Raw genomic sequence first — 21,565 nt, forward strand, 5'->3', positions numbered from 1 at the left:
AGGCGCTCCGGTTCGCGCACGATTCATGGCGGGCGGGATCCGCTGGCATGGCTTGGTTCCCGACACGACTTCTCGTCACCGTCCCATCCGACAGCGACGAAGTGCTCAAGGGGTGGCACCGCTGTGCGGTGCCACCCCGTTTGTTTTCTGAAGGCTTTGTCTGGCTGCCGCGAGCGAGGTCGTCGACCAGGTTTTGGTAGGCACCGCCCAGCTCGGCGAGTTGGGCGGACGCGTCGTGGAACAAGGTGTCCGGCGCGGTGGCTATCGCGATGTAGGTCTGCACCGTCAGCTGAGCCAGTTGATCGACTACCTGTCCAATCGTGTGGGTATGAAGCTTCGCGGCCGGAAATGGCACCGGCGCCGCCCACCAGTCCCGCAGGCCACCGGATGGTGGGTGTGGGTGCAGGCCGCAGCGTACTCGGCCGGGGTCAGGTAGCCCAGCGCCGAATGCCGGTGCCGCCGATTGTGGTCGACTTTGAAATCGCCGATCACCACCCGAGCCTCGAGCAAGGTGGTCCAGTGGTTGCGGTTCAAGCACTCGGTCCGCAGCCGCCGGTTGAACGATTCGACGAAGCCGTTGTTCCAGGGCGTACCCGGAGGAATGTAGGAGATCCCGACCCGGTCGGCGCAAAACCGTTGCAGGGCAGCCGAAATCATCTCCGGACCGTTATCCATCCGCAGTACCCTCGGCGGGCCGCTGGTCGTGGCGAATACCTTCTCCAGCTCGGCGACCAGCCGCTCGGCGGTGATCGACCGTTCCACCACGTGCAGCAGGGATTCTCGGGTGTGTTCGTCGATCATCGACGCGATCTTCACCGCCCGACCGTCGACCGTGGAGTCGAACTGGAAATCCAACGCCCACACCACCTTCGGTGCATCAGCCTCGACCGGCGGGACCGAGGAAACCCCGGCTCGTTTTCGGGGATGGTGTTGCCGGACCTGCAGGCCCTCCTCGCGCCAGAGGCGGTGGACCTTCTTGATGTTGACGCCTGCGCCCTCGTCGAACCGCAGGACGGCCCAGGCACGGCGGAACCCGTGCCCCTGATGTTTGACCGCGTACGAGCGCAGCCACGCCCGCAAACCGGCATCCGGATCGATCGGGGTGTCCTTGATCGGCAGCCGCCGATAGGTCGACCGAATCAGCCCAACGACCTTGCACGCGAACCGTTCCGACATGCTCTTCATAGTGCGAAGCATGTCCACAGCGCGGCGCTTGGCTGCCGGGCTCAGAATTTTCCCCGAGCGATCTCCCGCAGCGCGTCCTTCTCCAGCTCGGCATCCGCGAGCAACCGCTTCAGGCGCGCATTCTGCTCTCGCAGCTCCTTGAGCTCTTTCGCCGCGTCGGTATCCACACCGCCGTACTGGCGGCGCCAGTTGTACAACGTCGCCGTCGACACCCCGATCTCCGCGGCAACCTCCTCGCCGGTCTTACCGGCGGCAGTCAACTCGTCGGCACGGCGCAGCTTCCGCACGATGTCCTCCGCGGAATGCCGCTTACGTCCTGCCATGTCTCTCAGTGTCCCTTCTCGGCCCTCACCAGGCCAAACAGGACTCTAATACCGAGTGGTCTCATTCATCGGGGACGGCCCAGTTGGACATGAACCGACGCGAAATGCTCGAAGTTCTCGCCGTCGCGGGAACTCTGCCAGCCGCCGCGCTGCTGGCAGGGCTCGAACGCGGCACCAGCGGGCAACTGACCCGCGGACTGACGGTGCAGCTCGACGCTACCGCTATCGATCAGATCGAAAACGTGCTCGACGCTGTCGGCCGTCAGTACGAGGCATTCGGCCCGAAAGCCGTGCTCGCTGTCCGCCAAGGTCAGGCGGACGTGGTGGACGCGCTGCTGCGCGACTGCCCCGCCCCCTTCGGTCGCGACTGTTGTCGGTTCGGGCGTCGCTGGCACGGTCGCTGGGCTGGATGTCATATGACGCGGGCGATCTGCGCCTGGCGGGCCACCACTACGAATTGGCTCGCAACGCCTCTCACGAAGCGGCGAACCCATCGTTGACGGCGCTGGTGCTGTGCAACATGTCGCTGGCTGCCACCAAGGGCGGGCAGCCCGGAGTTGGAGTCGATCACGCCATGGCCGCCGCCTACTGGGCCAGTCGCAGCGACGACGGTTACCTCCTCGCGTACGCCCGCGATATGGCCGCTGAGGCGCACGCCGAACTCGACCAAGTCCGCGAATGTCGCACCGCACTCGATGAGGCACGCGAGATCATCGAAACTGCGGCATCCACGCATCTGCCCACCTACGTGTACGACGCCGCCCTGAACGCGGGATTCGCGGCGGAATGCCTGATCAAGCTCGGCATCGGCGACCAAGCAGTCGCCGCGGCAAAGGGGTGCGTGGAACGCATTGACCCCGCCTTCGCGCTCTCGCGCGGATTCGCCGATGTTGGTCCGGGCACCGCGCTGTGCCTGGTCGGCGAAGCCGACGAAGCCGCACGCATCATCGCCCGCACCGCCGCTACCCATGGCTCTGCCCGCCTGGCCAGCGAAGTCCGCGCTGCCCGCGACACCATCAGCCACACCGCACCCGGCTCGGCCAGATTGCGCGAACTCGACACCAAACTCGCCGCCAACAGCCTCGTCTGACCGAGGGCCGCCGTCCTCATAACACCGGAGAGCGGTCTTCGCGGGCACGCAGTATGCGGGTGCACGCGCGAATTCGATGAGGGCGACAAGGCTCACGGCTGCTCTGTCACCGGTCGAACGGTGTGGCTGATTCCGAATGATGAGGTCATCGTCGGTAGGTGACGACCGCGGTTGCGAAGGGGTCGAGTGTCACGACAGGGTCGGTGATCGGCGCGCTATGGAGACCCTTGGTTCCGATCTGCTCCAAGACGCATCCGGAATCGACGGTGACCGCGATCGTCACGTCGGTTTTGTTGATCAGTGCAAGCTTTCGTTCACCGGATGCGGTCACAAAGGCTTGCGCGTGCATCCGTGGATCGGGAAATCCGGTTGTGGTAACGACGAGCAAATCGCCTGGGCCGAAGTGTCGCAGCAGCAGTTCCAGTGCCAGGTATCGCGGGTTCGGTGCGCCGGTTTCCCAGTCGATGAGCGAGGTGCCGGGGATCATGCCGGGGTAGTCCATGAACTCGGCGATCCCCACCAGGTCGATCCCCGATGCGACCAGTTCGGCCCACAGGTAGGACTGGACTGCGGCGCTCAATGCCCAGTACTCGTCCGGGATCTCGGGGGCGGGATTCATCACATCGGGGGCGTAGGTACCCAACTCGTTGATGAACGTTTTGATGTCCGGGGCCAACCTGCGCCGGATCGAATCGATGAACCGCACTTGTTCGAGGAATCCGTCGGCTCGCGCGAAGAAGATGTCGCGCCAGTGCGCGGACGGCGCATTGCCCTCCGGACCGAACGGGTTGACGATCTCCGGCGACGCGTAGAAGTGATACGAGAATGCGTCGAGCGCGACACCGGACCGATGGTTGGCCGGATCCAGAAAATGCCAGTAGTACTCGGGCTCGCGGTGCATGTGACTCAGCGACAGCCCGACGAACTTCATATCGGGGTCCAATGGCCTGAGGCGTTCGACAACAGCGTCGTAGAGCCTCGTGTAGAGCTCCGGCGTGATCCGGTGCCCGAGATCGGGTTCGCACAGCACTTCCCAGTATGCGAAGCGATAGTGATGGCCGGACTCGTGCCTGCGCCCCAGTTCGTCGGTGAACCCGCCCGCGATATACCAGCTGGCGACGCGGTAGAAGTAGTCCGCGACCTCGGCGAGAGCCGGATCACGGAATTCGCTGCCCTGCTCGTAGTCCCAATGAATCTGATCAGGGTCCTCCGCTACGGCTACCGGTTCGTCGGTACGGAACATCCAGGCCGGAATGGTCGCGAAGTTCGCGACGACCGGCCGACCCCCTGCGGCGTCCATGAAGTCCTCGATCACGGGATCGAGCAGGTCGAAATCCCAGTATGTTTCGGTCGCCGTCGGCGCAGCCAGCTCGGCGACAGCGATACGCGGGTGCGAGAACCACGGCAGGAACCGAACGAGGTCGGCGTCGAGCGCACGCAACGCGTCGAATGCCTTGTCGTGGATCGGTGAACCACGCCGCAGTGGGGGCGCGGTCCACAGGTGCGTGGTCAGCGTGGTGCGCGAGGTGCCGGTGGTCGTTGTCCAGTCCACGTGGACCGAACTCGATGGTGCGCTTGTCATTTCGCCTTTCGCTTGGTCGAAGGTGGGAATCCGAGCGCGGGCAAGAGGGCTTCGTCGACGATGGCCGACCTGATGCGCTCGTCGGGCCACTGGCCGGTGTCGATGTGATGCTTGATCACCAGCGCCTCACCGATATCGCTCACGATCGGCGTGACCAGTGTGGCGTCGATCTCACCGAGCGCCGCGTAGTGATCGAGAACCGTCCTGGTGAACCGTCCGCCGCGCAGGTCGAAGACGTTGCGGTACAACGACTCGACCAGGTCCGGTCGCCGCTGCCGCTCGCTCAATATCGCAGCCGTCGCCGATCCGGTCGGGCCGGACAGCCACTCCGTCAACTGCTCGAGTGCCCGCAGCAGGTCACCGCGCAGATTCCCGCCCGCAGGCGACGGCACTTCCACCGGATACGCCTGCGCCAGCGCCTCGATCAGCAGATCCCCGACCGTCGACCAGTGCCGATAGAGCGAGGTCTTGGCGACACCCGCCCGGCGTGCAACACCCTCCATCGCCAGCCGGCCGACGCCGGTCTCAGCCGCCTCCGCGATGACGGCCGCATGGCAGTCTGCGCGTAATTCGAGCTTGGTGCGGCGGCCTTTCTCCGGGGGGTTCATCGCGTCCACACGGGAAATATAGCTACTATATTGTAGCTAGTCAATAGTAGCTACAATCTAGTAGCTATAAGTCCAAGGGCCTGGTGATCAATCGTCGAGACGACATCTCATCGGCGACTGGCCGGATCGCCCCCGATTCGGCCAGTCAGCCGCACAGCGGGACATCACCCTCTCGATCCATCGACCTCACCGGGTTTTCGACGGAGGGCGAGACGTCGAACGAGCAGGAAGGGGCCTGGCCGATTGCGGCGCTAGACCCGTCACGGGTCGAAGCGGCGACGGGCGGCTTCGATGTGGCCGAGATATTGGTGGGTCCAGTCGCACATTCGGTGAACTGTCTCGCGTAGGGCTTGGCCCGGTTCGGTGAGGGTGTACTCGACGCGTGGCGGCACCGTGGGGTGCACGGTTCGCTCGACCAAGCCGTTGCGCTCCAGCATGCGCAGGTTCCGGGTGAGCATCTCGCTGGTCGAGATCGAAGCCACCGCGATCATCGACTGAACAATGTTCTTCGCCTCGAGCTTGTGCTCGGCTGCCCGGTCAATCGCCCTTCGGGCGGGTCAGTGGCATGCCGAAAGCGGCGAACAGCGTTGGTTCGAGAAAGACGGTGATGGCGGTGACCCCGCCGGCGCTGGTGGTGATGACGTGTATCGAATGGGCTTCGAGGTTGCCGCCCGCGCCGCGACGGTATTCGGCGACAGCGGGTTGTCCGTTCGCGGCCGTCGGGATCAGCATGAGATCACCCGGCTCGGCGAAGGCACGCTTGGCAAGGAACTGGGTAACAGCGTCGCGTCCGGTGAACCACAGCGGCACCGGCGGCATCTCGAGCCTGACGTCGGCGGCCAATAGCTCGGTGAGGGTTGCGAGGTCCGCGTTCTCGAATGCCGCACAGTAGCGGTCGAGCAGTGCTCGGCGTACGGCGTCTTCCGGTTCGGTCACGTTTTCGTCGGTGGGGGCGACCTCGGCGAGATGGGCGCGTGCCCGCTGCAGGGCGCTGTTGACCGCGGATGGGGTGGTTTCGAGCAGTTCCGCCACTTCGGCGGCACTGAACTGGGCGACGTCGCGCAGGATCAACACGGCCCGCTGACGCGCGGGCAGCTCCTGCATGGCCGTCACCACGGCCAGCCGCACGCTTTCCCTGGCGACCAGTGCCGTTTCCGGTGTCAACGCGTCGGGCAGCGGCTGCATCCATTGGTACGTACCGGCGTCGCGGTGGAGACCCGCATCGGGGTCGACCGAGCCGCCGCCCAGGCCGGCCGGCAGCACCCGGCGAGCGCGGTTCTCCAGTGCGCGCAGGCATGCGGTCGTCGCGATGCGGTACAACCAGGTGCGCAGCGCCGCGCGTTCCTCGAACGCCGCATAGCCGCGCCAGCCGCGCAGGTACGTCTCCTGGACGAGATCTTCGGCATCATGCACCGACCCGAGCATGCGATAGCAGTGCGCGATCAGTTCGGCACGAAACGGCGCCGCCTGCTCGATGAAATCCTCCTGGACCGGCAAGGTCGTACTCCTAGGTCTCGACGTGGCAGGGATGGGCACCCCTACCAGTAGAGATACGTCCGGCGGCCGAAATTCATCGGTCGGCTCGGCCCCGATCGTCAAAGAAGGCGATCGGTCGGCCCCGCACCGATGAATCGCGGCGGCTCGACGTATCTGAATTTGTGGGAACCCTCCGAGCACACCACCAACGAAAGCGAATACGACCGTGAACCAAACACTCGAGACCGGCGGCCTCGACGGCACGACGTCGATCGTGACCGGGGCCGGCCGTGGATTCGGCCGCGGCATCGCCAGGGCCCTGTCGGCTGCCGGTGCCCATGTCGTCGGCATCGCCCGGACGAGCGCGCAGCTCGACGCCGTGCACGACGAACTCGGCGGTAGCTTCACCGCGGTGACCGCGGACGCCGCCGATCCCGCGACGGCCAGGCGACTGCTCGACGAACATCGGCCGCGCACGGTGGTCCTGTGCGCCGGGGCCGCTCCGCGGATGAGCCCCTTGCAGGATCAGACGTGGGAGACCTTCAGCCAGAACTGGAATGTCGACGTAGCGCAGGCGTTCCACTGGGTGCGAGAAGCGCTGCGGCGGCCGCTGGCGCCGGGTAGCTCGGTGATCGCGTTCTCCAGCGGCGCGGCGATCAACGGGTCGCCGCTGAGCGGCGGCTACGCGGGGGCGAAGGCCACTGTCAGGCTCATCACGAGCTATGCCGCCGTCGAGTCGGAACGGGCCGGGCTGGGGATCAGGTTCGTGTCCGTCCTCCCTCAGTTGACGCCGGCCACCGACCTGGGAGCCGCGGTGGTGGCCGCCTACGCCGAGCGGCAAGGCGTCGATGTCGACACGTTCGTGCGGTCCTTGGGACCCGCCCTCGCCCCGGAGCAGGTGGGCAAGTCGGTTCTCGAAATCGCGACGGCTGCACATCCGGTCCACCACGCCAACACGCTCACCTCCGCGGGCATATCACCGCTGGCCTGAATGACCGAAACCGAAAGGAAGGGCATCGTATGCAGACACCGCCGATCGTCTCGCCACAGGAGTGGCAGGCAGCGTGGCAGCAACTGCTCGTGAAGGAGAAGGAGCTGACCCGCGCGCGTGACGCGCTGGCCGCCCAGCGGCGGCGGATGCCGTGGCAGGCCGTGGACAAGGCGTACGTGTTCGAGGGACCCGAGGGCAAGGCGAGCCTGCTCGACCTCTTCCAGGGCCGGCGTCAGCTGATCGTCTACCGCGCCTTCTTCGAACCCGGCGTGAGCGGCTGGCCCGACCATGCCTGCCGCGGCTGCTCCATGATGGCCGATCATGTCCCCAACCTGGCCCATCTCAACGCCCGCGACACCACACTCGTCTACGCCTCCCGCGCGCCGCGAGCGGACATCGAGCGCGTGAAAGCTCGAATGGGCTGGGAGATGCCGTGGTACACCATCACCGACGACTTCGACGCCGACTTCGGCGTGGACGAATGGCACGGCACGAACGCATTCATTCACGACGGCGACCGGGTGTTCCGCACCTACTTCATCAACAACCGCGGCGACGAGGCACTGGGAACCACGTGGAGCTACCTCGATATGACCGCGCTGGGACGCCAGGAGCAGTGGGAGGACTCACCGCAGGGCTATCCGCAGACCCCACCCTACGAATGGTGGGACTGGCACGACGAATACGGTCAGCACACGCCGTCGCGGTGGTTCGGCGACCCCGACCCGGACAACCCCAACGACCAACGGCCGCCGCGAGCCGACTCGGAGGACCGCGCCTCCACGTGATCGACTCGAGGTCAGTACTTTCCTCAGTCTTCGCCGTCACGACCGCTGTGCTCGCGGCGCATGGCCTCTTCGAGGCGCACTGGCGTGAGATGCCCATTTCGGCGGCCACATGCGCGACCGGCCGTTTTGTTCCGCAACGCAATGGGCAGAGCGGGCTCGTCGGCTCTGATGACGATGGGTTCTGACAATCAGTCGGGTAGCGCCGGGTCGTGCCACAGCGCCGCTGATCGGTGTGGAAGTCCCTTCGGCGTGACCCAGCGGGTTGTGGACCCGGTGCGCGCGGTCGGCAACCCGCAGGGACTGGTGTCTCAGCTGGTCGGGAGGTCCGGGTGGACTTCCTCGACGCGGTCGCGCTTGGTGTACATATCCCAGTAGATCTCGGCCAGTTCGGCTGGGTCGACCAGGGGCAGTACCGGGGCCTGCGGGTCGGCCGCTGCGGTGATGGTCTGTGCGGCCTCGCTTCCGTCGATGAAGGCGGCGATCGACAGTGTGCCGGCGTAGATGCCGGAGGCGGCCAGCTCGCCGTTGAGGGAGTAGAGCCAATTGCGGGCACCGGCCATCAACGGAACGACCCCGCTCGCGTAGGGCATGGGCTGCACTGCACCGGCTCCGGTGGTCATCAGGAATGCGCCGTCGCCGCGTTCGGTCCATTCCGGCAGCACGGCCTGAACCACCGCGAGCGGGGTGAGCATCAGCAGGGGAATGCCGACGGCCAGTGTGGCTGGGTCCAGCTTGGCGGCGGGGGTGAACCCGCCGTTGGGGACCGGCCCGTACTCGATGACGTCGATGCGGCCGAAGCGCTCGCGGATGGCATCGACGACGATGGGAGCTTCTTCGGGTGAGTTGAGGTCAGCGGTGAAGCCTGCCGCGTCGATGCCTGCGGCTGTGAGTTCGTCGACGAGGGCATCGAGACGGTCCTTGCGGCGCGCCACCAGGGCGACCCGGAAACCCTCGGCCGCGAAACGGCGAGCCATGGCGGCACCGAGGCCTGGTCCGGCGCCGAAGATTGCGCTCACTTTCCTCATGCAATGCTCCTCGAGGTGAGGTGGGACGGGGCAAATCCGGCCAGATCGGCACGGCTGACTCGGGGGGCCGGCTCAGCGTTGCCGGTCTGGGACGCCCGCAGCGGGCCGACGGCCGGTTTATCGCTGAGTGCGACGGCCCGGGCCAGTGTCCAATCCGTGCCGAAGGCACGGATGAGGTGGTCGAGAGAGCGGGTGCCTTGCTCGTCCATCACTGCCAGCGTGTTGCCGGCGGCATCGGTCATGAACATCGACGGGCTGATGGGCTCGGCCCATGGGTTGTCGGACGCTCGGGAGTTGTTGAGGACACTGATGACGGCCTCTGTGCCCTGGGCGGCCTTGCCCAGGTCGTCGATGTTCGCGGGCGTGCCCTGGATGAGCTCGACGGTGGGCGGGGCCTGGACGACGTCGGGGTTGCGCACCAGGGCGCGGACGCGGTGGCCGCGGGCAGCGGCGTCCTCGAGGTCGTGGGTTCCGGTGCGGCCGCTGCCGCCCAGAACGAGCAAGTTGGTCATGGGGATCACCTAACGGGTTGCATCAGGCGGCACGCGGTGTGCCGAGGGCGGTGACGAGGGCGCGGACCTTGTCGTGGGCGGCCGCCATGGACGCTTCGTGCAAGGAGAGGAGCGGGGCGAGGGCCGGAGCGATCGTGGCCATGGTCAGCTCGGGTGACGTTGCGTGTTGCGGTGGTTCAGGGGTGGGCCGGGACGACGCAGCCGTCAGGGCCGCAGGCCGGCGTGTCGCCGCCGGGTGCTACCGCGGTGACCGGATGGGCCTCGTTCCACGCGGTCCGCAGCAGCCCGAGCAGGGCGTCGCTGCCCTGTGCACCCGGTACGGCGTAGCGGCCGTCGATGAGGATGAACGGAGCGCCGGTGGCTCCGAGGGACTGGGCGCGGCGGGCGTCGTCTTGGACTTGCTGGCGGTAGCGGCGCTCGGTGAGCACTTCACGGATCTGTTCACGATCCAGACCGAGCTTGTCGGAGAAGCCGAGCAGGTCGTCGAGGGCGAAAATCGGCCCGGCCTTACCGAAATAGGCCCGGAAGAACATGTCCCAGGCTTCGCGGTTCTTGCCCATCGCAGAGGCGTGGGCCAGGAACTCATGGGCAAGGTCGGTGTTGCCAACCCGGTTGTCCAGGACCCGATAGGGAGCCAAGCCCTCGGCGGTGGCCATACCCTCGATGTCCAGTGCGCCGGCCTGCTCGGGGATGGCGCCATACTTGGCCATCACCGCCTCGCGGACACTGAGCGTGCGGTTTTCGGGGAAGCCACTGCTCAGGGGGAACGAGCGGTGAACCACCTCGATCTGGTCGCTGTGCTCGAACCGTTCCACTGCCCGGTCCAGCCGGTGGCTGCCCAGGCCGCACCACGGGCAGGTGATCTCGGACCAGATTTCGACCTTCACGCCCCTAACCTCCAATTCATACAGTTTGTTCGTAACGACATGATGCGTCAGAATGGAGATCCATACAAAAGGCACACCGGTGTACGTGACGGAGAGGGATGGGTGCCATGCAGGACGATGCAGCAACAGCGATGGCGGCCACGGCAGGCCCATGCGCGAGCATCCCGGCCGACCACATGGAATTCATTCGTCAGATACTCGACCGAGTCGGCGACAAGTGGAGCATGTTGATCATCGCCGTTCTCCAAGACGGTGCACTGCGCTACACCGACCTACAACGCCAGATCCCCGGCATCTCCCAGCGCATGCTCACCCACACCCTGCGCCATCTCCTGCAAGACGGTCTGATCACCCGGACCGCCTACGCCGAAGTCCCACCGCGCGTGGAGTACACCCTTGCCCCGCTGGGGCAGGGCCTCAACGACATCGTCAAGCAGCTGATCGGCTGGGCCGCCGACCACCATGACGAGATTCGCACCAACCGCTCTCGCGCTGAGACCGCCACGTCCCGGTCCTGAGCAGCGAACCTCGATATCGAAATAGAGGCGCCGCCACCCTCGGGCCGGCCGAGATCCCGACCGGCGACCCGGCAACACTGGGCCTCACAGCGGACGGGACAACCCGCAACTCGGCGGCATTGCGGGGCCACCGCTCCGATGACGGCCAGCCGTCTACAACCTCATGGCCTGCAACAGCCAGCCACAACAGGCGGCACCGGCGAGCCTTCGACGGCGTCACCGAAGTCCGGTTCCCCTCGGAGCAAGCGCTGATCACGGCGCTCGCCACACCGGCCGGGATACAGGCCGAGCAACGGCTCGCCGAAGACGAGAAGAGCTTCATCGATCTGCCCGGTCTTCGTATTTCCTGACCAAGGAGCACGTGCTGCTCGACTGAATATCAGGGCGAGCAGCGGTCCTACCGACAAATGCCGCTGCGGAACCGAAAGGCACTCAGCGCCCCGGGAAGTGCGCCTCCCGATACGCGCCGAACCGGGCGTCCACCCGTTCGGCGGTCAGGCCGAAATCATCGAGGGTGTAGCGATGCGCCGGACGTGCTGCGCCCGAGGTGCTTTCGGCGTGCAACGCGGTCATCGCGGCGGTCGCTTTGTCGGTCAACGGCAGATCGAAGTGGCGATAGATCGACTCGACCGTGCCGATCGGATCGGCGACGAACTCGCCGTAGTCGACGTCGCAGAACTGTGCCGCGTCGTGTCGCTTGCGGTCGGTGAGGAAGCGTTCCGCGCCGCGCGCCCAGAGGTCCAGTTGTGCCGCGCCGACTACCGGTCCGCGGAATTTCTCCGACCAGCCCGCGGACGCTTGTTCGTTCAGGCTGCACACCGACGCGATGATGGTGCGCGGATCGCGGTGCATTTGGATGATCAGCGCGTCCGGGTAGACCTCGAAGATCGCGTCCAGGGCGAACAAGTGGCTCGGGTTCTTCAGCACCCATCGTTTTCCGGCGTCCGGAAGCCCGATCAGTTGCAGGTTGCGCCGGTGCCTGCGGTAGGCAGGGGTCCAATCTCGGTCGCGCAGCCATTCGGAATAGCGCGGCAGGTAGGCCAGGCACTCGTAGGACACCGACATGGCCGATTGCCGCAGCAGCTGCCAGCACTCCTCGACCTGGTCGGCCGAGATGTGGTGGACGCCCATGAATTCCGGGTGCTCCACGTGGTGCTTCTCGTAGGCCGCCGCGAGGCGTTGGTACACCGGGTTGCTCCCCCACGTCTCCCGCGGCGGGCGCGGCTGCGGCATCTCGGTCAGCCACATTTCCAGCCCCTGGTGCGCCGGGTCGGCGTTGAGCAGGCGGTGCACCGCCGTCGTGCCCGAGCGCGGCAGCCCGGTCACGAAGACGGGACGCTCGATCGCCACGTCGGCGTGTTCCGGAAAACGTTGCCAGGCAGCCTCGCTGAGCAGCCGGGCGATCAGCGCACCGCGCAGAAAAGCGCGATTCACCTTGTTGCCGAACGGGGTGAGCTCGGCGTCCTTGGTGTAGGACTCGAGCAGCACCTCGAGCCCTTCGCGATAGTCGTCGGTACCGAAATCGTCCAGCCCGACCACCTTGGTCGCCGAGGCGTGCAGATCGTCGATGGTACCGACGTCGTCCCTACCGATCACGGTCATCTCCTAGTGGTGGTATTCGCCGCCGTTGACGTCCAGGCACGCGCCGGTGATCGCGCGCGACAGGGCGGACGCGAAGAACACGACCGCGTCGGCGATCTCGTCGGGTTCGGGCAGTTTGCGCAGGTCGATGGTCTTCGCGGTCTCGGCGTAGACCTCCTCGGCGGTGATCCCCCGCTGCTGCGCCAAGTAGTTGAAGTACCACTTCAAGTTGTCGGCCCAGATATAGCCGGGCGCAATGGAATTCACCCGGATCCCGTTCGGCCCGAGTTCGGTGGCCAAGCTCTGCGCGAGCGCGAGCAGGCCGGCCTTCGCCATTTTGTACGGACCGAAGGTCCGCCGTGAGTGGCGCAGCACCGCTGAGTTGATCATCACGACCGAACCCTTGGTCTCGGTGAGCGCGGGCACGAACAGCCTGGTCAGCCGCAGCGCGGCCAGCACGTTGGTCTCGAAGCCCGCCCGCACCTGATCCAGGTCGACATCGAGGAGATCGACGATGGGCGGGATGGCGAAGGCATTGTTGACCAGTGTGTCGACCTTGCCGAACGCGCTGTGCGCGGTCTCCACCAAGTTGACCGCCGCGGCCTCGTCGTTGATGTCGGTCGGCACGACGACCGCGCGCCTGCCCAGTTCGGTGATCTCCTTGGCCACTTCGGTCAGGCGGGACTCCGTCCGCGAGGCGAGCACCACGTCCGCGCCCGCCTTCGCGCTCTGCACGGCGATGGCGCGGCCGAGTCCCGGCCCGACACCGGAAACCACAACGACTTTGTCCTGCAACAACATCAGCCGAGCATCCTTTCCGCGACGGCCACCTGCCGCGCCGCGATCCGCTCGCGCCACTGCTCCGGCGTGACGCGCGCCTGGTCGTAGAAGGGCAGCCGCTCGGGCAGATCGGCGACCGAAACGATCTCCACGGTCGGCCCGTCGTCGGGTTTCATGTCCCTGGACAGCCGCTGCCAGCGGAACTGCAGATATCCCCGTGCGTGGCCGGTGCGTTCGATCCAGTTGGCCAGGCCGGGGTCGCGCTCGCTGACCACCAGCCGGATCATTCCGTCCGGGTCCACGTGTGCCTGGTCGGCGGTGAGGCTGGTCTGATGGTTGATGTAGTCCAGCGACAGGTACCACATGCTGCCGAGCTGGAAGCCCTGGTACGGCGCATCGGATTTCGGCACCGTGATGATCATGGCCTGGTCGTCGTGCAGGTCGTAATGGCCGACCGAGGAGAACTGCGTGGTGAGCCCGCCCGGCGTCGAGCGCGGCTCGGTCAGCGTGTTCACCGGCAGGTTCAGATAGAACCACTCCGGGAAGGCGAGGAAGGTCTTCAACCGCGAAACCAGCATCTTGCCCGCCACGTCATACCGCTTGGTCAGCACGTCCTTGGTCAGCGGCGGCGGAGCGTCGCCGATCCGGTCCACCCGCTGGATGCGAATCGTGCCCGCTTTCTCGGCCGACCAATCGCTGTAGACCTCGCGGACCACGAGCATCGCCGCGTCGGGGCTCAGGTGCACGTAGCCGGGGCGCGCCTCGCCCGGACCGAACCGGAGCTCGTAGGACCCGTCCGCGCCGATCTCGAGTTCGCGATCGTCGAACGCGGTGAGGCTGTCGGGCACGTCCACCGGCGAATAGTTGCCGTTGAGCACCTGGAAGCTCAGGTCCCGGGTGGTGCCGCGCGTGCCGGTCACCACGTATTCCGCATCCGGCCGCAGGTAGGAGTGGAAATAGAGGGTGTCCGGATTGTCCAAGCCCATCTTCGTGTACGGGCCGGTGGACTGCACGAAGAACGGAAAGTCCCGCTCATAGGCCCAGGCCATCTGCAGCGACGCACGGATGCTGCCTGCCAGATAGTCGTAGCCCTCGACGAGGTCCTGTTCGGTACGGATGTGCGCGGCTGCGGTGATGATCTGCTCGGCGGCGGCGATGGCGTCCGCGAACGGCTGGGTCAGCAAGAGGCTCTCTCCGGTGTTCCAAATATGTACCACTCTGGTACATTTCTATAGGAGAGAGATTAGAACGTGTTCTAGGAGTGGTCAATGGTCGGCCGTCGGTCCGCGCCCACCGCCAGGGTGATTCAGGTCCTGGATTTCTTCGTCGAGCAGCGCGGCAAACGCTTCGGGCTCTCCGAGCTCGCCCGCGAGCTCGGCCTGGCCAAGCCGACCTGCCTGGGCATCCTCACCGAACTGACCGCGGGCGGCTACCTGGTGCGCGACACGGATACCCGCATCTACGGGCTCGGACCAGCGCTGATCGCCGCAGGCCGGGTGGCGCAGGACAGTTTCGCGATCTCCGCACTGGCCCGCGTCGAGCTGGAGAAACTCACCGCGCGCTACCGCACGACCTGCACCGCGTCGGCCGTGGTCGGCGAGCAGATCATGGTACTGGAAAGCACCGGGCCCGGCCTGGTCAAGGTGGGCGCGGCCTACCATTTCGCGCCGCCGGTCGGCCTGATGTACGTGCTCTGGGATACCGACGACGCCTTCGAGGCCTGGCTGGCCAAGCCGCCGGCGGTACCGCTGCGACAGGACGAGGCGCGGCTGCGCCAGGTGGTCGCCGAGTGCCGCGAGCGCGGGTTCCTGGTAGAGAGCATGACCGCCGCCGGACGGCGGCTGTACTCGCTCCTGGCCGGGGTCGCCGACCGTGATCTACCGCCCGAGCTGCGCGAACTGGTCGCCGAGCTGGTGACGAGTCTCGGCGAGCGGGTCTATCTGGGGTCGGATCTGCGGCCACGCAAGGAGCACGCCGTAAGCCTGCTCGCCGCGCCCACCTACGACGGCGACGGCAGGCAGAACATGGTGCTCACGATGTACGTCGGCGCCTCGATCACCGGCGCCGAAATCGCGCGGCGGGGCACAGCGCTGGTGGCCGCCGCCGACGCGGTGACGGCGAGCTCGGGCGGCCACAAACCATTGACCAATAACCGCAACGTGTTCTAGTTTTGCGATGTGAGCCAGTACGCGAAGTCGACGGCGAGCACCTACGAGCTGCCCCATCTGGACGCGCTCGAGGCCGAGTCGGCGCACATATTCCGTGAAGTGGCAGCAACATTCGAACGCCCGGTGTTGCTGTTCTCCGGCGGCAAGGACTCGGTGGTGATGCTGCACCTGGCGGCCAAGGCCTTCTGGCCTGCACCGCTACCGTTCCCGGTGCTGCACATCGACACCGGGCACAACTTCGACGAGGTGATCGCCTACCGCGACGCCACGGTGGCGCGCTTGGGGCTGCGCCTTGTGGTCGGGCGGGTGCAGGACGACATCGATGCCGGACGCGTGGTCGAGGAGACCGGTCCGCGTGCCTCCCGCAACCGGTTGCAGACAACGACGTTGCTGCGCTCGATCCACGAGGGATCGTTCGACGCGGTTTTCGGCGGGGCCCGCCGCGACGAGGAGAAGGCTCGCGCCAAGGAGCGGGTGTTCAGCTTCCGCGACGAGTACGGCCAGTGGGATCCGCGCAGGCAGCGCCCCGAGCTGTGGAACCTCTACAACGGCAGGCACCGGCCGGGCGAGCACATCCGGGTGTTTCCGCTGTCGAACTGGACCGAGCTGGATATCTGGAGCTACATCGCCGCCGAGGGCATCGAGCTGCCCGCGCTGTACTACGCGCATCGCAGACCGGTGGTGCAACGCGACGGAATGCTCTTGGCGCGCACCCGGTTTCTCGAAATCCTCGACGGCGAGCAGCCCTACGAGGCCACCGTGCGATTCCGCACCGTCGGCGACGCCACGTGCACCGGCTGCGTCGAATCCACCGCGACCACCCCGGCCGAAGTGGTGGCCGAGGTCGCCGCCGCGCGGGTCACCGAGCGCGGCGCCACCCGCGCCGACGACCGCATCTCCGAGGCAGGTATGGAAGACCGCAAACGCGAAGGCTACTTCTGATGACGACCACCACCTTGTTGCGCCTCGCGACCGCGGGCAGCGTCGATGACGGCAAGTCGACCCTGATCGGACGACTGCTGTTCGACTCGAAGACGCTCTTCACCGACCAGCTCGCCGCGGTGGAGCGCACCAGCCGCGACCGCGGCGACGACTACCCGAACCTGGCCCTGCTCACCGACGGCCTGCGCGCCGAACGCGAACAGGGCATCACCATCGACGTGGCGCACCGGTATTTCGCCACGCCCAGAAGGAAATTCATCATCGCCGACACCCCGGGTCACGTACAGTACACCCGCAACATGGTGACCGGCGCCTCCACCGCGGATCTGGCGCTGATCCTGGTGGACGCTCGCAAAGGCGTGATCGAGCAGACCCGCCGCCACGCCTTCCTGGCCGGCCTGCTCGGCATCCCGCACCTGGTGCTGTGCGTGAACAAGATGGATCTGGTCGGCTGGTCGCAGCAGCGTTTCGAGGAGATCCGCGAGGAATTCGCGCGATTCGCCTCCAAACTCGACGTCTCCGATCTCACGTTCGTGCCGGTGTCGGCGCTGCACGGCGACAACATCGTGCACCGCGGCGCCAGCATGCCGTGGTATGAGGGCACTCCCCTGCTGCACCACCTCGAAGAGGTGCACATCGCCTCGGACCGCAACCTGATCGACGCCCGGTTCCCGGTGCAGTACGTCACGCGCAGGCACGCCGAGGATTTCCGCGGTTACGCGGGAACCGTGGCAGGCGGGGTGTTCAAACCGGGCGACGAAGTCGCGGTGCTGCCTTCGGGATTCACCACCACGATCGCGGCGATCTGGGGTCCGGGTGGCACACCGGTCGCGGAAGCCTTTCCACCGCACGCGGTGACGATCCAGCTCGCCGACGAGCTGGACATCTCCCGAGGCGATCTGATCTGCCGCCCCAACAATCGCCCGCACGCCGGCCGCGACCTGGATGCCATGGTGTGCTGGTTCGCCGAGGACACCCAGCTCGCCCCCGGCGCGACCTACACGATCCGGCACACCACCCGCGCCGCCACCGTCGAGGTCCGCTCCCTGGACTACCGTCTGGATGTCAACACCCTGCATCGCGACGAAGACGCGGAGTCGTTGACGCTCAACGAGATCGGACGCGTCCAGCTGCGCAGCCGCCAGCCGATGCTGTTCGACCCGTACCGGCGCAACCGCGCCACCGGCAGCTTCATCCTGGTCGACGACGCCACCAACAACACCGTCGCCGCGGGCATGATCACCGGCCCGACCCTGCCGTCCGCACGGGTGGTCTGGCACTCCACCGCGGTCGGGCGCGACGAGCGCGCCACCCGCGGCCTGACCGTCTGGCTCACCGGCTTGTCCGGCTCCGGAAAATCCACCGTCGCGGTGGAACTGGAGCGCAGGTTGGTGGCCGCGGGGCGCCCGGCGTTCCTCCTCGACGGCGACAACCTGCGACACGGGCTCAACGCCGACCTCGGATTCAGCGCGGCCGACCGGGTGGAGAACGTCCGGCGCGTCGGCGAGGTGGCCAAACTGTTCGCCGAAGCCGGTGTGGTGGCGGTGGTTTCGCTGATCAGCCCGTACCGGGCCGACCGCGACCGGGTGCGGGCCGCGCACGAGGCCGCGGGCATCCCGTTCCTCGAGGTGTTCGTCGATACACCGCTCGCGGTCTGCGAAGCCCGCGACCCCAAGGGCATGTACGCCAAGGCACGCGCGGGCGAGATCCACGGTTTCACCGGCATCGACGACCCCTACGAGGCACCGACGAACGCCGACATCGTCCTGCGGCCGGACCACGGCGACCCCGCCTCGATGGCCACGACCATCATCGCGCGACTGACCAGGATGGACTGAGCGACGTCATTGCCGGCCTCGACGAAGGCACCATGTGGCCGAATCCGGGGATGTCAGGAGTTGCGCGGGGTCACCAGGCCGGATTCGTATGGCAGCACTGTCCTTCATCGCAGCGTTGATCACGTACACCTGGGGCATCATCCGCGTGGTGCGTCGGTCAACAGTGCAACGCACCGCAGATCGCGGGATGGAAGACCGCAACCGGGACACTCCGGTTATCGCGTCCGTGGCGACTCCGGCGATCGTGGCCGGAGTCGCGACTGAGGTTCTATCGCGGACCTCCTCGAGAACTTCGACATCGACTGAAGCGCCCGCGGCAGACGTGGTGTGTGGCCCCAGCCCTCGGGGGAGGCGAACCTGTGTCGCCAAATCGTGATCACACGGCAATTCCCTCAATTGGGGATAGACGACACTCGTGGCAACAAACGGGCTCCTCGATACGATCCGGGGTCTAGGCGATCGGAAGGTCGTTCATCATGGCCGATTCAGGACACGCTGTTGTCATCGGGGGCAGCATCGCGGGCATGTGCACCGCACGGGCCCTGCGTGGTCGCTTCGGCAAGATCACCATCCTCGAGCAGGATGTTTTGCCTACTCAGGCGCAGGGACGACGCGGCACGCCACAAGCCTGGCACAACCACTTCCTCCTCGACGTGGGACGGGAAGCGATCGAGTCACTGTTCCCCGGATTCACCGAGCGCCTGCTCGAGCTCGGCGGTATGGATCTGGATCCCGGCTATCACGGCGCAACGTGTTTCGCGACCGGATGGATGCCACGGGCACGAACGCGGATGTCGGTATTGTTCGCCTCACGACCGACCCTCGAGGCGGCGATGCGGGACGTCATGCGCGGCGACTCGGGGATCGAGCTGCGAGAAGGTATGCGCGTGCTCGCGCTGTTGTCCGACGACAGTGGGCCGGAAGCGGTGGTAACCGGCGTCAGCTATCGCGAACGGACCGGCGCGCGTGGCGAACTGGCCGCCGATTTCGTCGTCGACGCCACCGGCCGCGGCAGTCGCAGCCCGGCATGGATGCGTGAGCTAGGGTTCGAGATCGAAGAACTGACCCTCGATGCGAAGGTGAGTTACTCCTCGCGCCTGTACCGCCTACCGGAGGAATCAGTCGCCTGGTGGAAGTGGATGACCGTTCTTCCCGACTCCGATCCGAACGCTCCAGAAGCCCATCAATATCTGTGCATCGTCTTCCCGATCGAAAACAACTTCATCATCGCGATGATGGGATCGTGGGGGCTGCCCACACCTACTGATGCGTTGTCATTCGAACGATTGGCACGCGACACCCGCTCCCCGGAATTCGCTCGGGTACTCGACGCCGCACAGCCGATGTCGGAGGTCCATCACACTCGCTCGACGCACAACAGATGGCGGCGATTCGATCGACTATCCACGCCGCCACCACGTTTCATCGCTGTGGGCGACGCTGTCGGCGCGTTCAACCCGATCTACGGACAAGGCATGTCCTGCGCGGCCGTGACCGGGCTCATCGTGCAGCGTCTCGCACGCGATCTCGATCCACTGGCAACGGAGTTTCCCGCCGCCTTCTATGCCGAACAGGCGCGCTTTCTGCGACGTCCGTGGGCACTGGCGCTGACCCGTGACCGCGGCTATGAACATGCCCGCGGAACCGAGACGATCTCCGCGGGCCCGCACCAACGGCTGTTGCGACGCGTCAACTGGCCGGCATTTCAGTTCTTCGCCGAAGCGGTATGGCAGGACGCCGCGCTCGACCGGCACTTCGATCGCCTACTCAACGTCCGAGAGTCCCTGCCGGAGTTTCTCACCAATCCGCGCGTGCTCGCCGGGCTGGGACTTTATGGAACACGGCGGTTGCTCGGATTGACGCGCATACCGTCTACCGTTCCCGCGCATCTTCCGCCCCCAGGAACCGATTACTCGTCGCTGCGTCGCCTGGAGGTATCGCCGCACGATAAGGCTCTGGTCCACCGCGTCCATGGCGGGACGCAACCGTGAGCCCATGTGGCATCGAATTCATTGAGATGGCGGCTCCACTCGGCGGAATTCACTGTGACAGTGGGAGATTCGTCAGTGTCGAGAATCCGTTCGCATTGCAGCACTGGACGATGCCGCTGATCGAGTACGCCATGATCGTCGGTGCCATCGCCGCTCTGGTCCACGCGTATCGCTGGTTTCGAGCGCGGGGCGATGCTTCGAATCTCGTCGTGTGGATCTCGTCTGTCGTCTGCGTCCTGCTGCTGGAACCGTTCGCTTACGCTCCGCAGTGGTTCGGGCTCGAGACGCAGCCCGGACCACTGATCGTGCACAACCGGTTCTCGGTGCAGTTCCTCCACGATCGCCTCCCGTTGTACATCGTCGCGATGTACCCGGTGTTCGTCTACGTGGCCTATGTAATCGTCCAGCACACGGGGGCGTTCCGGCGCCATGGCCCCGTCGTCGGTGCGACCTGTGTGATGTTCGTATTCCACTGCCTGTACGCCGTCATCGACACCGTCGCGGTGCAGTTCCGGTGGTGGGTATGGAGCGAGACGCTGTCGCTGTCGAAACCCGCGCTGGGCGCGGTCCCGTATGTGAACATTCAAGCCTTCGCGTTGGGTGTCCCCTTCGCACTCGCGCTGGCGACATCTGTCGTGACACGACGGACACGACCCGGCAGCGCGATCATGGTGGGTTGTGCCGTCGGAGTGGTCTGCCTACTGATCTGGCCGATCGAACTCGCGCTCGCCGCGCCCGCGGTGATCATCGACCTCGTAGGAGCGTCGACAGAAACCGGGCGGTTCGTCGGGACCTGGCTGCTGGTCACCATCGCTGGGGCGGTGACGGCCTCCGTCTTCGCGCGCATCGACCGTCACCCCGACGTCGACGTGACCGATGCCCGAGAAGGACGGGACCGGTTCGCGTTGACCTGCGTAATGGTGTATCTCCTCATCGCCGCTGGGATCTGGATCGCGGCGCTGCCGGACTACCTCACAGCGCGTGATGGACACACCCTCGACGGAGCGCCCCTAGGCTCGTTGCCCTACGCCGTCATCACTTTCGTACTGTCCATTGCCCTCACGACACGCGCGTATCGGCGCACAACCCGACGGTCATCCCAAGTCACCGGGAGACCGGCCGTGCCTGGCGCCAGCACCATGCAATCTCGGGATACGGCGGCGGGGTGACTGTTACTCCCTCGTTTCGCCCATCTCCTCGGCGATGCGCATCGCCTCTTCGATGAGCGTTTCGACGATCTGCGCCTCCGGGACGGTCTTGACGACTTCACCCTTGACGAA

Annotated in this window: 22 protein-coding genes; 10 read left to right on the plus strand and 12 right to left on the minus strand. The window is 66.1% G+C overall.

Annotated features, from left to right (window positions below; all coding sequences use genetic code 11):
• Positions 1 to 306 precede the first annotated feature (306 nt).
• A protein-coding gene (locus tag AB0M45_RS30505) for an IS3 family transposase (protein ID WP_364336298.1) occupies positions 307 to 1,508 on the minus strand; the annotation gives its coding sequence in 2 pieces (ribosomal slippage) (positions 307 to 1,232 and positions 1,232 to 1,508; 1,203 coding nt in all).
• A 65-nt stretch (positions 1,509 to 1,573) separates the two neighbouring features.
• Positions 1,574 to 1,903, minus strand: a complete 330-nt coding sequence (locus AB0M45_RS30510) for a hypothetical protein (RefSeq protein WP_364336300.1) — start codon at positions 1,901 to 1,903, stop codon at positions 1,574 to 1,576.
• A gap of 14 nt (positions 1,904 to 1,917) precedes the next feature.
• On the opposite strand from AB0M45_RS30510, the gene AB0M45_RS30515 reads away from it, so the two are divergent.
• Positions 1,918 to 2,598, plus strand: a complete 681-nt coding sequence (locus AB0M45_RS30515) for a hypothetical protein (RefSeq protein WP_364336302.1) — start codon at positions 1,918 to 1,920, stop codon at positions 2,596 to 2,598.
• A 145-nt stretch (positions 2,599 to 2,743) separates the two neighbouring features.
• On the opposite strand, the gene AB0M45_RS30520 is transcribed toward AB0M45_RS30515, so the two are convergent.
• The 4 genes from AB0M45_RS30520 to AB0M45_RS30535 form a co-directional block, all read right to left on the minus strand.
• The gene (locus AB0M45_RS30520; protein WP_364336304.1) at positions 2,744 to 4,180 is read right to left on the minus strand and encodes a hypothetical protein; all 1,437 of its coding nucleotides are present in this window, start codon (positions 4,178 to 4,180) and stop codon (positions 2,744 to 2,746) included.
• On the minus strand, positions 4,177 to 4,788 hold the full coding sequence (locus tag AB0M45_RS30525) for a TetR/AcrR family transcriptional regulator (protein WP_364336340.1): 612 nt from the start codon (positions 4,786 to 4,788) through the stop codon (positions 4,177 to 4,179). Before AB0M45_RS30525 ends, AB0M45_RS30520 begins: the two co-directional genes overlap by 4 nt.
• A 260-nt stretch (positions 4,789 to 5,048) precedes the next feature.
• The gene (locus tag AB0M45_RS30530) at positions 5,049 to 5,279 is read right to left on the minus strand and encodes a helix-turn-helix domain-containing protein (RefSeq protein WP_364336306.1); all 231 of its coding nucleotides are present in this window, start codon (positions 5,277 to 5,279) and stop codon (positions 5,049 to 5,051) included.
• A 46-nt stretch (positions 5,280 to 5,325) separates the two neighbouring features.
• Complete coding sequence (locus tag AB0M45_RS30535; RefSeq protein ID WP_364336308.1) at positions 5,326 to 6,285, minus strand: sigma-70 family RNA polymerase sigma factor; 960 nt, start codon at positions 6,283 to 6,285, stop codon at positions 5,326 to 5,328.
• A 205-nt stretch (positions 6,286 to 6,490) separates the two neighbouring features.
• Between AB0M45_RS30535 and AB0M45_RS30540 the strand changes: the two genes are divergently transcribed.
• Together AB0M45_RS30540 and AB0M45_RS30545 are read left to right on the plus strand one after the other, a co-directional pair.
• A complete protein-coding gene (locus tag AB0M45_RS30540) occupies positions 6,491 to 7,255 on the plus strand; it encodes an SDR family oxidoreductase (RefSeq protein ID WP_364336310.1) in 765 nt (254 codons plus the stop codon).
• Between the two features lie 29 nt (positions 7,256 to 7,284).
• Entirely contained in the window at positions 7,285 to 8,043 is a 759-nt protein-coding gene (locus tag AB0M45_RS30545) for a DUF899 domain-containing protein (protein ID WP_364336312.1), read from the plus strand.
• Positions 8,044 to 8,351: 308 nt separating this feature from the next.
• On the opposite strand, the gene AB0M45_RS30550 is transcribed toward AB0M45_RS30545, so the two are convergent.
• The 3 genes from AB0M45_RS30550 to AB0M45_RS30560 form a co-directional block, all read right to left on the minus strand.
• Positions 8,352 to 9,068, minus strand: a complete 717-nt coding sequence (locus AB0M45_RS30550) for an SDR family NAD(P)-dependent oxidoreductase (protein ID WP_364336314.1) — start codon at positions 9,066 to 9,068, stop codon at positions 8,352 to 8,354.
• Positions 9,065 to 9,580, minus strand: coding sequence for an NAD(P)-binding oxidoreductase (locus tag AB0M45_RS30555; protein WP_364336316.1), 516 nt, complete (start codon positions 9,578 to 9,580; stop codon positions 9,065 to 9,067). The genes AB0M45_RS30550 and AB0M45_RS30555 overlap by 4 nt, the downstream gene beginning before the upstream one ends.
• 176 nt (positions 9,581 to 9,756) lie before the next feature.
• A complete protein-coding gene (locus AB0M45_RS30560) occupies positions 9,757 to 10,467 on the minus strand; it encodes a DsbA family oxidoreductase (protein ID WP_364336318.1) in 711 nt (236 codons plus the stop codon).
• A 131-nt stretch (positions 10,468 to 10,598) separates the two neighbouring features.
• Between AB0M45_RS30560 and AB0M45_RS30565 the strand changes: the two genes are divergently transcribed.
• Both AB0M45_RS30565 and AB0M45_RS30570 read left to right on the plus strand, forming a co-directional pair.
• Positions 10,599 to 10,985: a helix-turn-helix domain-containing protein gene (locus AB0M45_RS30565; protein ID WP_364336342.1), complete on the plus strand. Its 387-nt coding sequence runs from the start codon at positions 10,599 to 10,601 to the stop codon at positions 10,983 to 10,985.
• A gap of 119 nt (positions 10,986 to 11,104) precedes the next feature.
• A complete protein-coding gene (locus tag AB0M45_RS30570) occupies positions 11,105 to 11,335 on the plus strand; it encodes an EthD domain-containing protein (protein WP_364336320.1) in 231 nt (76 codons plus the stop codon).
• An 82-nt stretch (positions 11,336 to 11,417) separates the two neighbouring features.
• Here AB0M45_RS30570 and AB0M45_RS30575 read toward each other — a convergent pair whose 3' ends face one another.
• The 3 genes from AB0M45_RS30575 to AB0M45_RS30585 are packed head-to-tail and all read right to left on the minus strand — an operon-like array spanning position 11,418 to position 14,530.
• Positions 11,418 to 12,581 (minus strand): sulfotransferase, encoded by a 1,164-nt coding sequence (locus AB0M45_RS30575; RefSeq protein ID WP_364336322.1) that lies wholly within the window; start codon positions 12,579 to 12,581, stop codon positions 11,418 to 11,420.
• Between the two features lie 9 nt (positions 12,582 to 12,590).
• Positions 12,591 to 13,367 carry an SDR family oxidoreductase gene (locus AB0M45_RS30580; protein WP_364336324.1) on the minus strand — a complete coding sequence of 259 codons (777 nt, stop codon included), beginning with the start codon at positions 13,365 to 13,367 and terminating at the stop codon, positions 12,591 to 12,593.
• Positions 13,367 to 14,530, minus strand: coding sequence for a hypothetical protein (locus AB0M45_RS30585; RefSeq protein WP_364336344.1), 1,164 nt, complete (start codon positions 14,528 to 14,530; stop codon positions 13,367 to 13,369). Before AB0M45_RS30585 ends, AB0M45_RS30580 begins: the two co-directional genes overlap by 1 nt.
• An 84-nt stretch (positions 14,531 to 14,614) precedes the next feature.
• Here AB0M45_RS30585 and AB0M45_RS30590 point away from each other — a divergent pair, with 84 nt between their 5' ends.
• From AB0M45_RS30590 to AB0M45_RS30610, 5 genes are all read left to right on the plus strand, one after another.
• Positions 14,615 to 15,514, plus strand: a complete 900-nt coding sequence (locus AB0M45_RS30590) for a helix-turn-helix domain-containing protein (RefSeq protein WP_364336326.1) — start codon at positions 14,615 to 14,617, stop codon at positions 15,512 to 15,514.
• Positions 15,515 to 15,523: 9 nt separating this feature from the next.
• Positions 15,524 to 16,456 (plus strand): sulfate adenylyltransferase subunit CysD, encoded by a 933-nt coding sequence (cysD, locus tag AB0M45_RS30595; RefSeq protein WP_364336328.1) that lies wholly within the window; start codon positions 15,524 to 15,526, stop codon positions 16,454 to 16,456.
• Positions 16,456 to 18,294 carry an adenylyl-sulfate kinase gene (gene cysC / locus AB0M45_RS30600; protein WP_364336330.1) on the plus strand — a complete coding sequence of 613 codons (1,839 nt, stop codon included), beginning with the start codon at positions 16,456 to 16,458 and terminating at the stop codon, positions 18,292 to 18,294. The genes cysD and cysC overlap by 1 nt, the downstream gene beginning before the upstream one ends.
• Positions 18,295 to 18,770: 476 nt before the next feature.
• The gene (locus AB0M45_RS30605; protein ID WP_364336332.1) at positions 18,771 to 20,285 is read left to right on the plus strand and encodes an FAD-dependent monooxygenase; all 1,515 of its coding nucleotides are present in this window, start codon (positions 18,771 to 18,773) and stop codon (positions 20,283 to 20,285) included.
• A 110-nt stretch (positions 20,286 to 20,395) separates the two neighbouring features.
• Positions 20,396 to 21,454: a hypothetical protein gene (locus tag AB0M45_RS30610; RefSeq protein WP_364336334.1), complete on the plus strand. Its 1,059-nt coding sequence runs from the start codon at positions 20,396 to 20,398 to the stop codon at positions 21,452 to 21,454.
• Positions 21,455 to 21,565 lie beyond the last annotated feature (111 nt).

The organism is Nocardia sp. NPDC051787 (assembly GCF_040681325.1).
Classification (GTDB): domain Bacteria; phylum Actinomycetota; class Actinomycetes; order Mycobacteriales; family Mycobacteriaceae; genus Nocardia.

Excerpts from the sequence above, each read along its gene's own strand:
- AB0M45_RS30515 (WP_364336302.1), top strand. The coding sequence starts at position 1,918 with ATGTCATATGACGCGGGCGATCTGCGCCTGGCGGGCCACCACTACGAA.
- AB0M45_RS30520 (WP_364336304.1), bottom strand. The coding sequence starts at position 4,180 with ATGACAAGCGCACCATCGAGTTCGGTCCACGTGGACTGGACAACGACC.
- AB0M45_RS30525 (WP_364336340.1), bottom strand. The coding sequence starts at position 4,788 with ATGAACCCCCCGGAGAAAGGCCGCCGCACCAAGCTCGAATTACGCGCA.
- AB0M45_RS30530 (WP_364336306.1), bottom strand. The coding sequence starts at position 5,279 with ATGATCGCGGTGGCTTCGATCTCGACCAGCGAGATGCTCACCCGGAAC.
- AB0M45_RS30545 (WP_364336312.1), top strand. The coding sequence starts at position 7,285 with ATGCAGACACCGCCGATCGTCTCGCCACAGGAGTGGCAGGCAGCGTGG.
- AB0M45_RS30550 (WP_364336314.1), bottom strand. The coding sequence starts at position 9,068 with ATGAGGAAAGTGAGCGCAATCTTCGGCGCCGGACCAGGCCTCGGTGCC.
- AB0M45_RS30555 (WP_364336316.1), bottom strand. The coding sequence starts at position 9,580 with ATGACCAACTTGCTCGTTCTGGGCGGCAGCGGCCGCACCGGAACCCAC.
- AB0M45_RS30565 (WP_364336342.1), top strand. The coding sequence starts at position 10,599 with ATGGCGGCCACGGCAGGCCCATGCGCGAGCATCCCGGCCGACCACATG.
- AB0M45_RS30580 (WP_364336324.1), bottom strand. The coding sequence starts at position 13,367 with ATGTTGTTGCAGGACAAAGTCGTTGTGGTTTCCGGTGTCGGGCCGGGA.
- AB0M45_RS30590 (WP_364336326.1), top strand. The coding sequence starts at position 14,615 with ATGGTCGGCCGTCGGTCCGCGCCCACCGCCAGGGTGATTCAGGTCCTG.
- cysC (WP_364336330.1), top strand. The coding sequence starts at position 16,456 with ATGACGACCACCACCTTGTTGCGCCTCGCGACCGCGGGCAGCGTCGAT.
- AB0M45_RS30605 (WP_364336332.1), top strand. The coding sequence starts at position 18,771 with ATGGCCGATTCAGGACACGCTGTTGTCATCGGGGGCAGCATCGCGGGC.
- AB0M45_RS30610 (WP_364336334.1), top strand. The coding sequence starts at position 20,396 with ATGCCGCTGATCGAGTACGCCATGATCGTCGGTGCCATCGCCGCTCTG.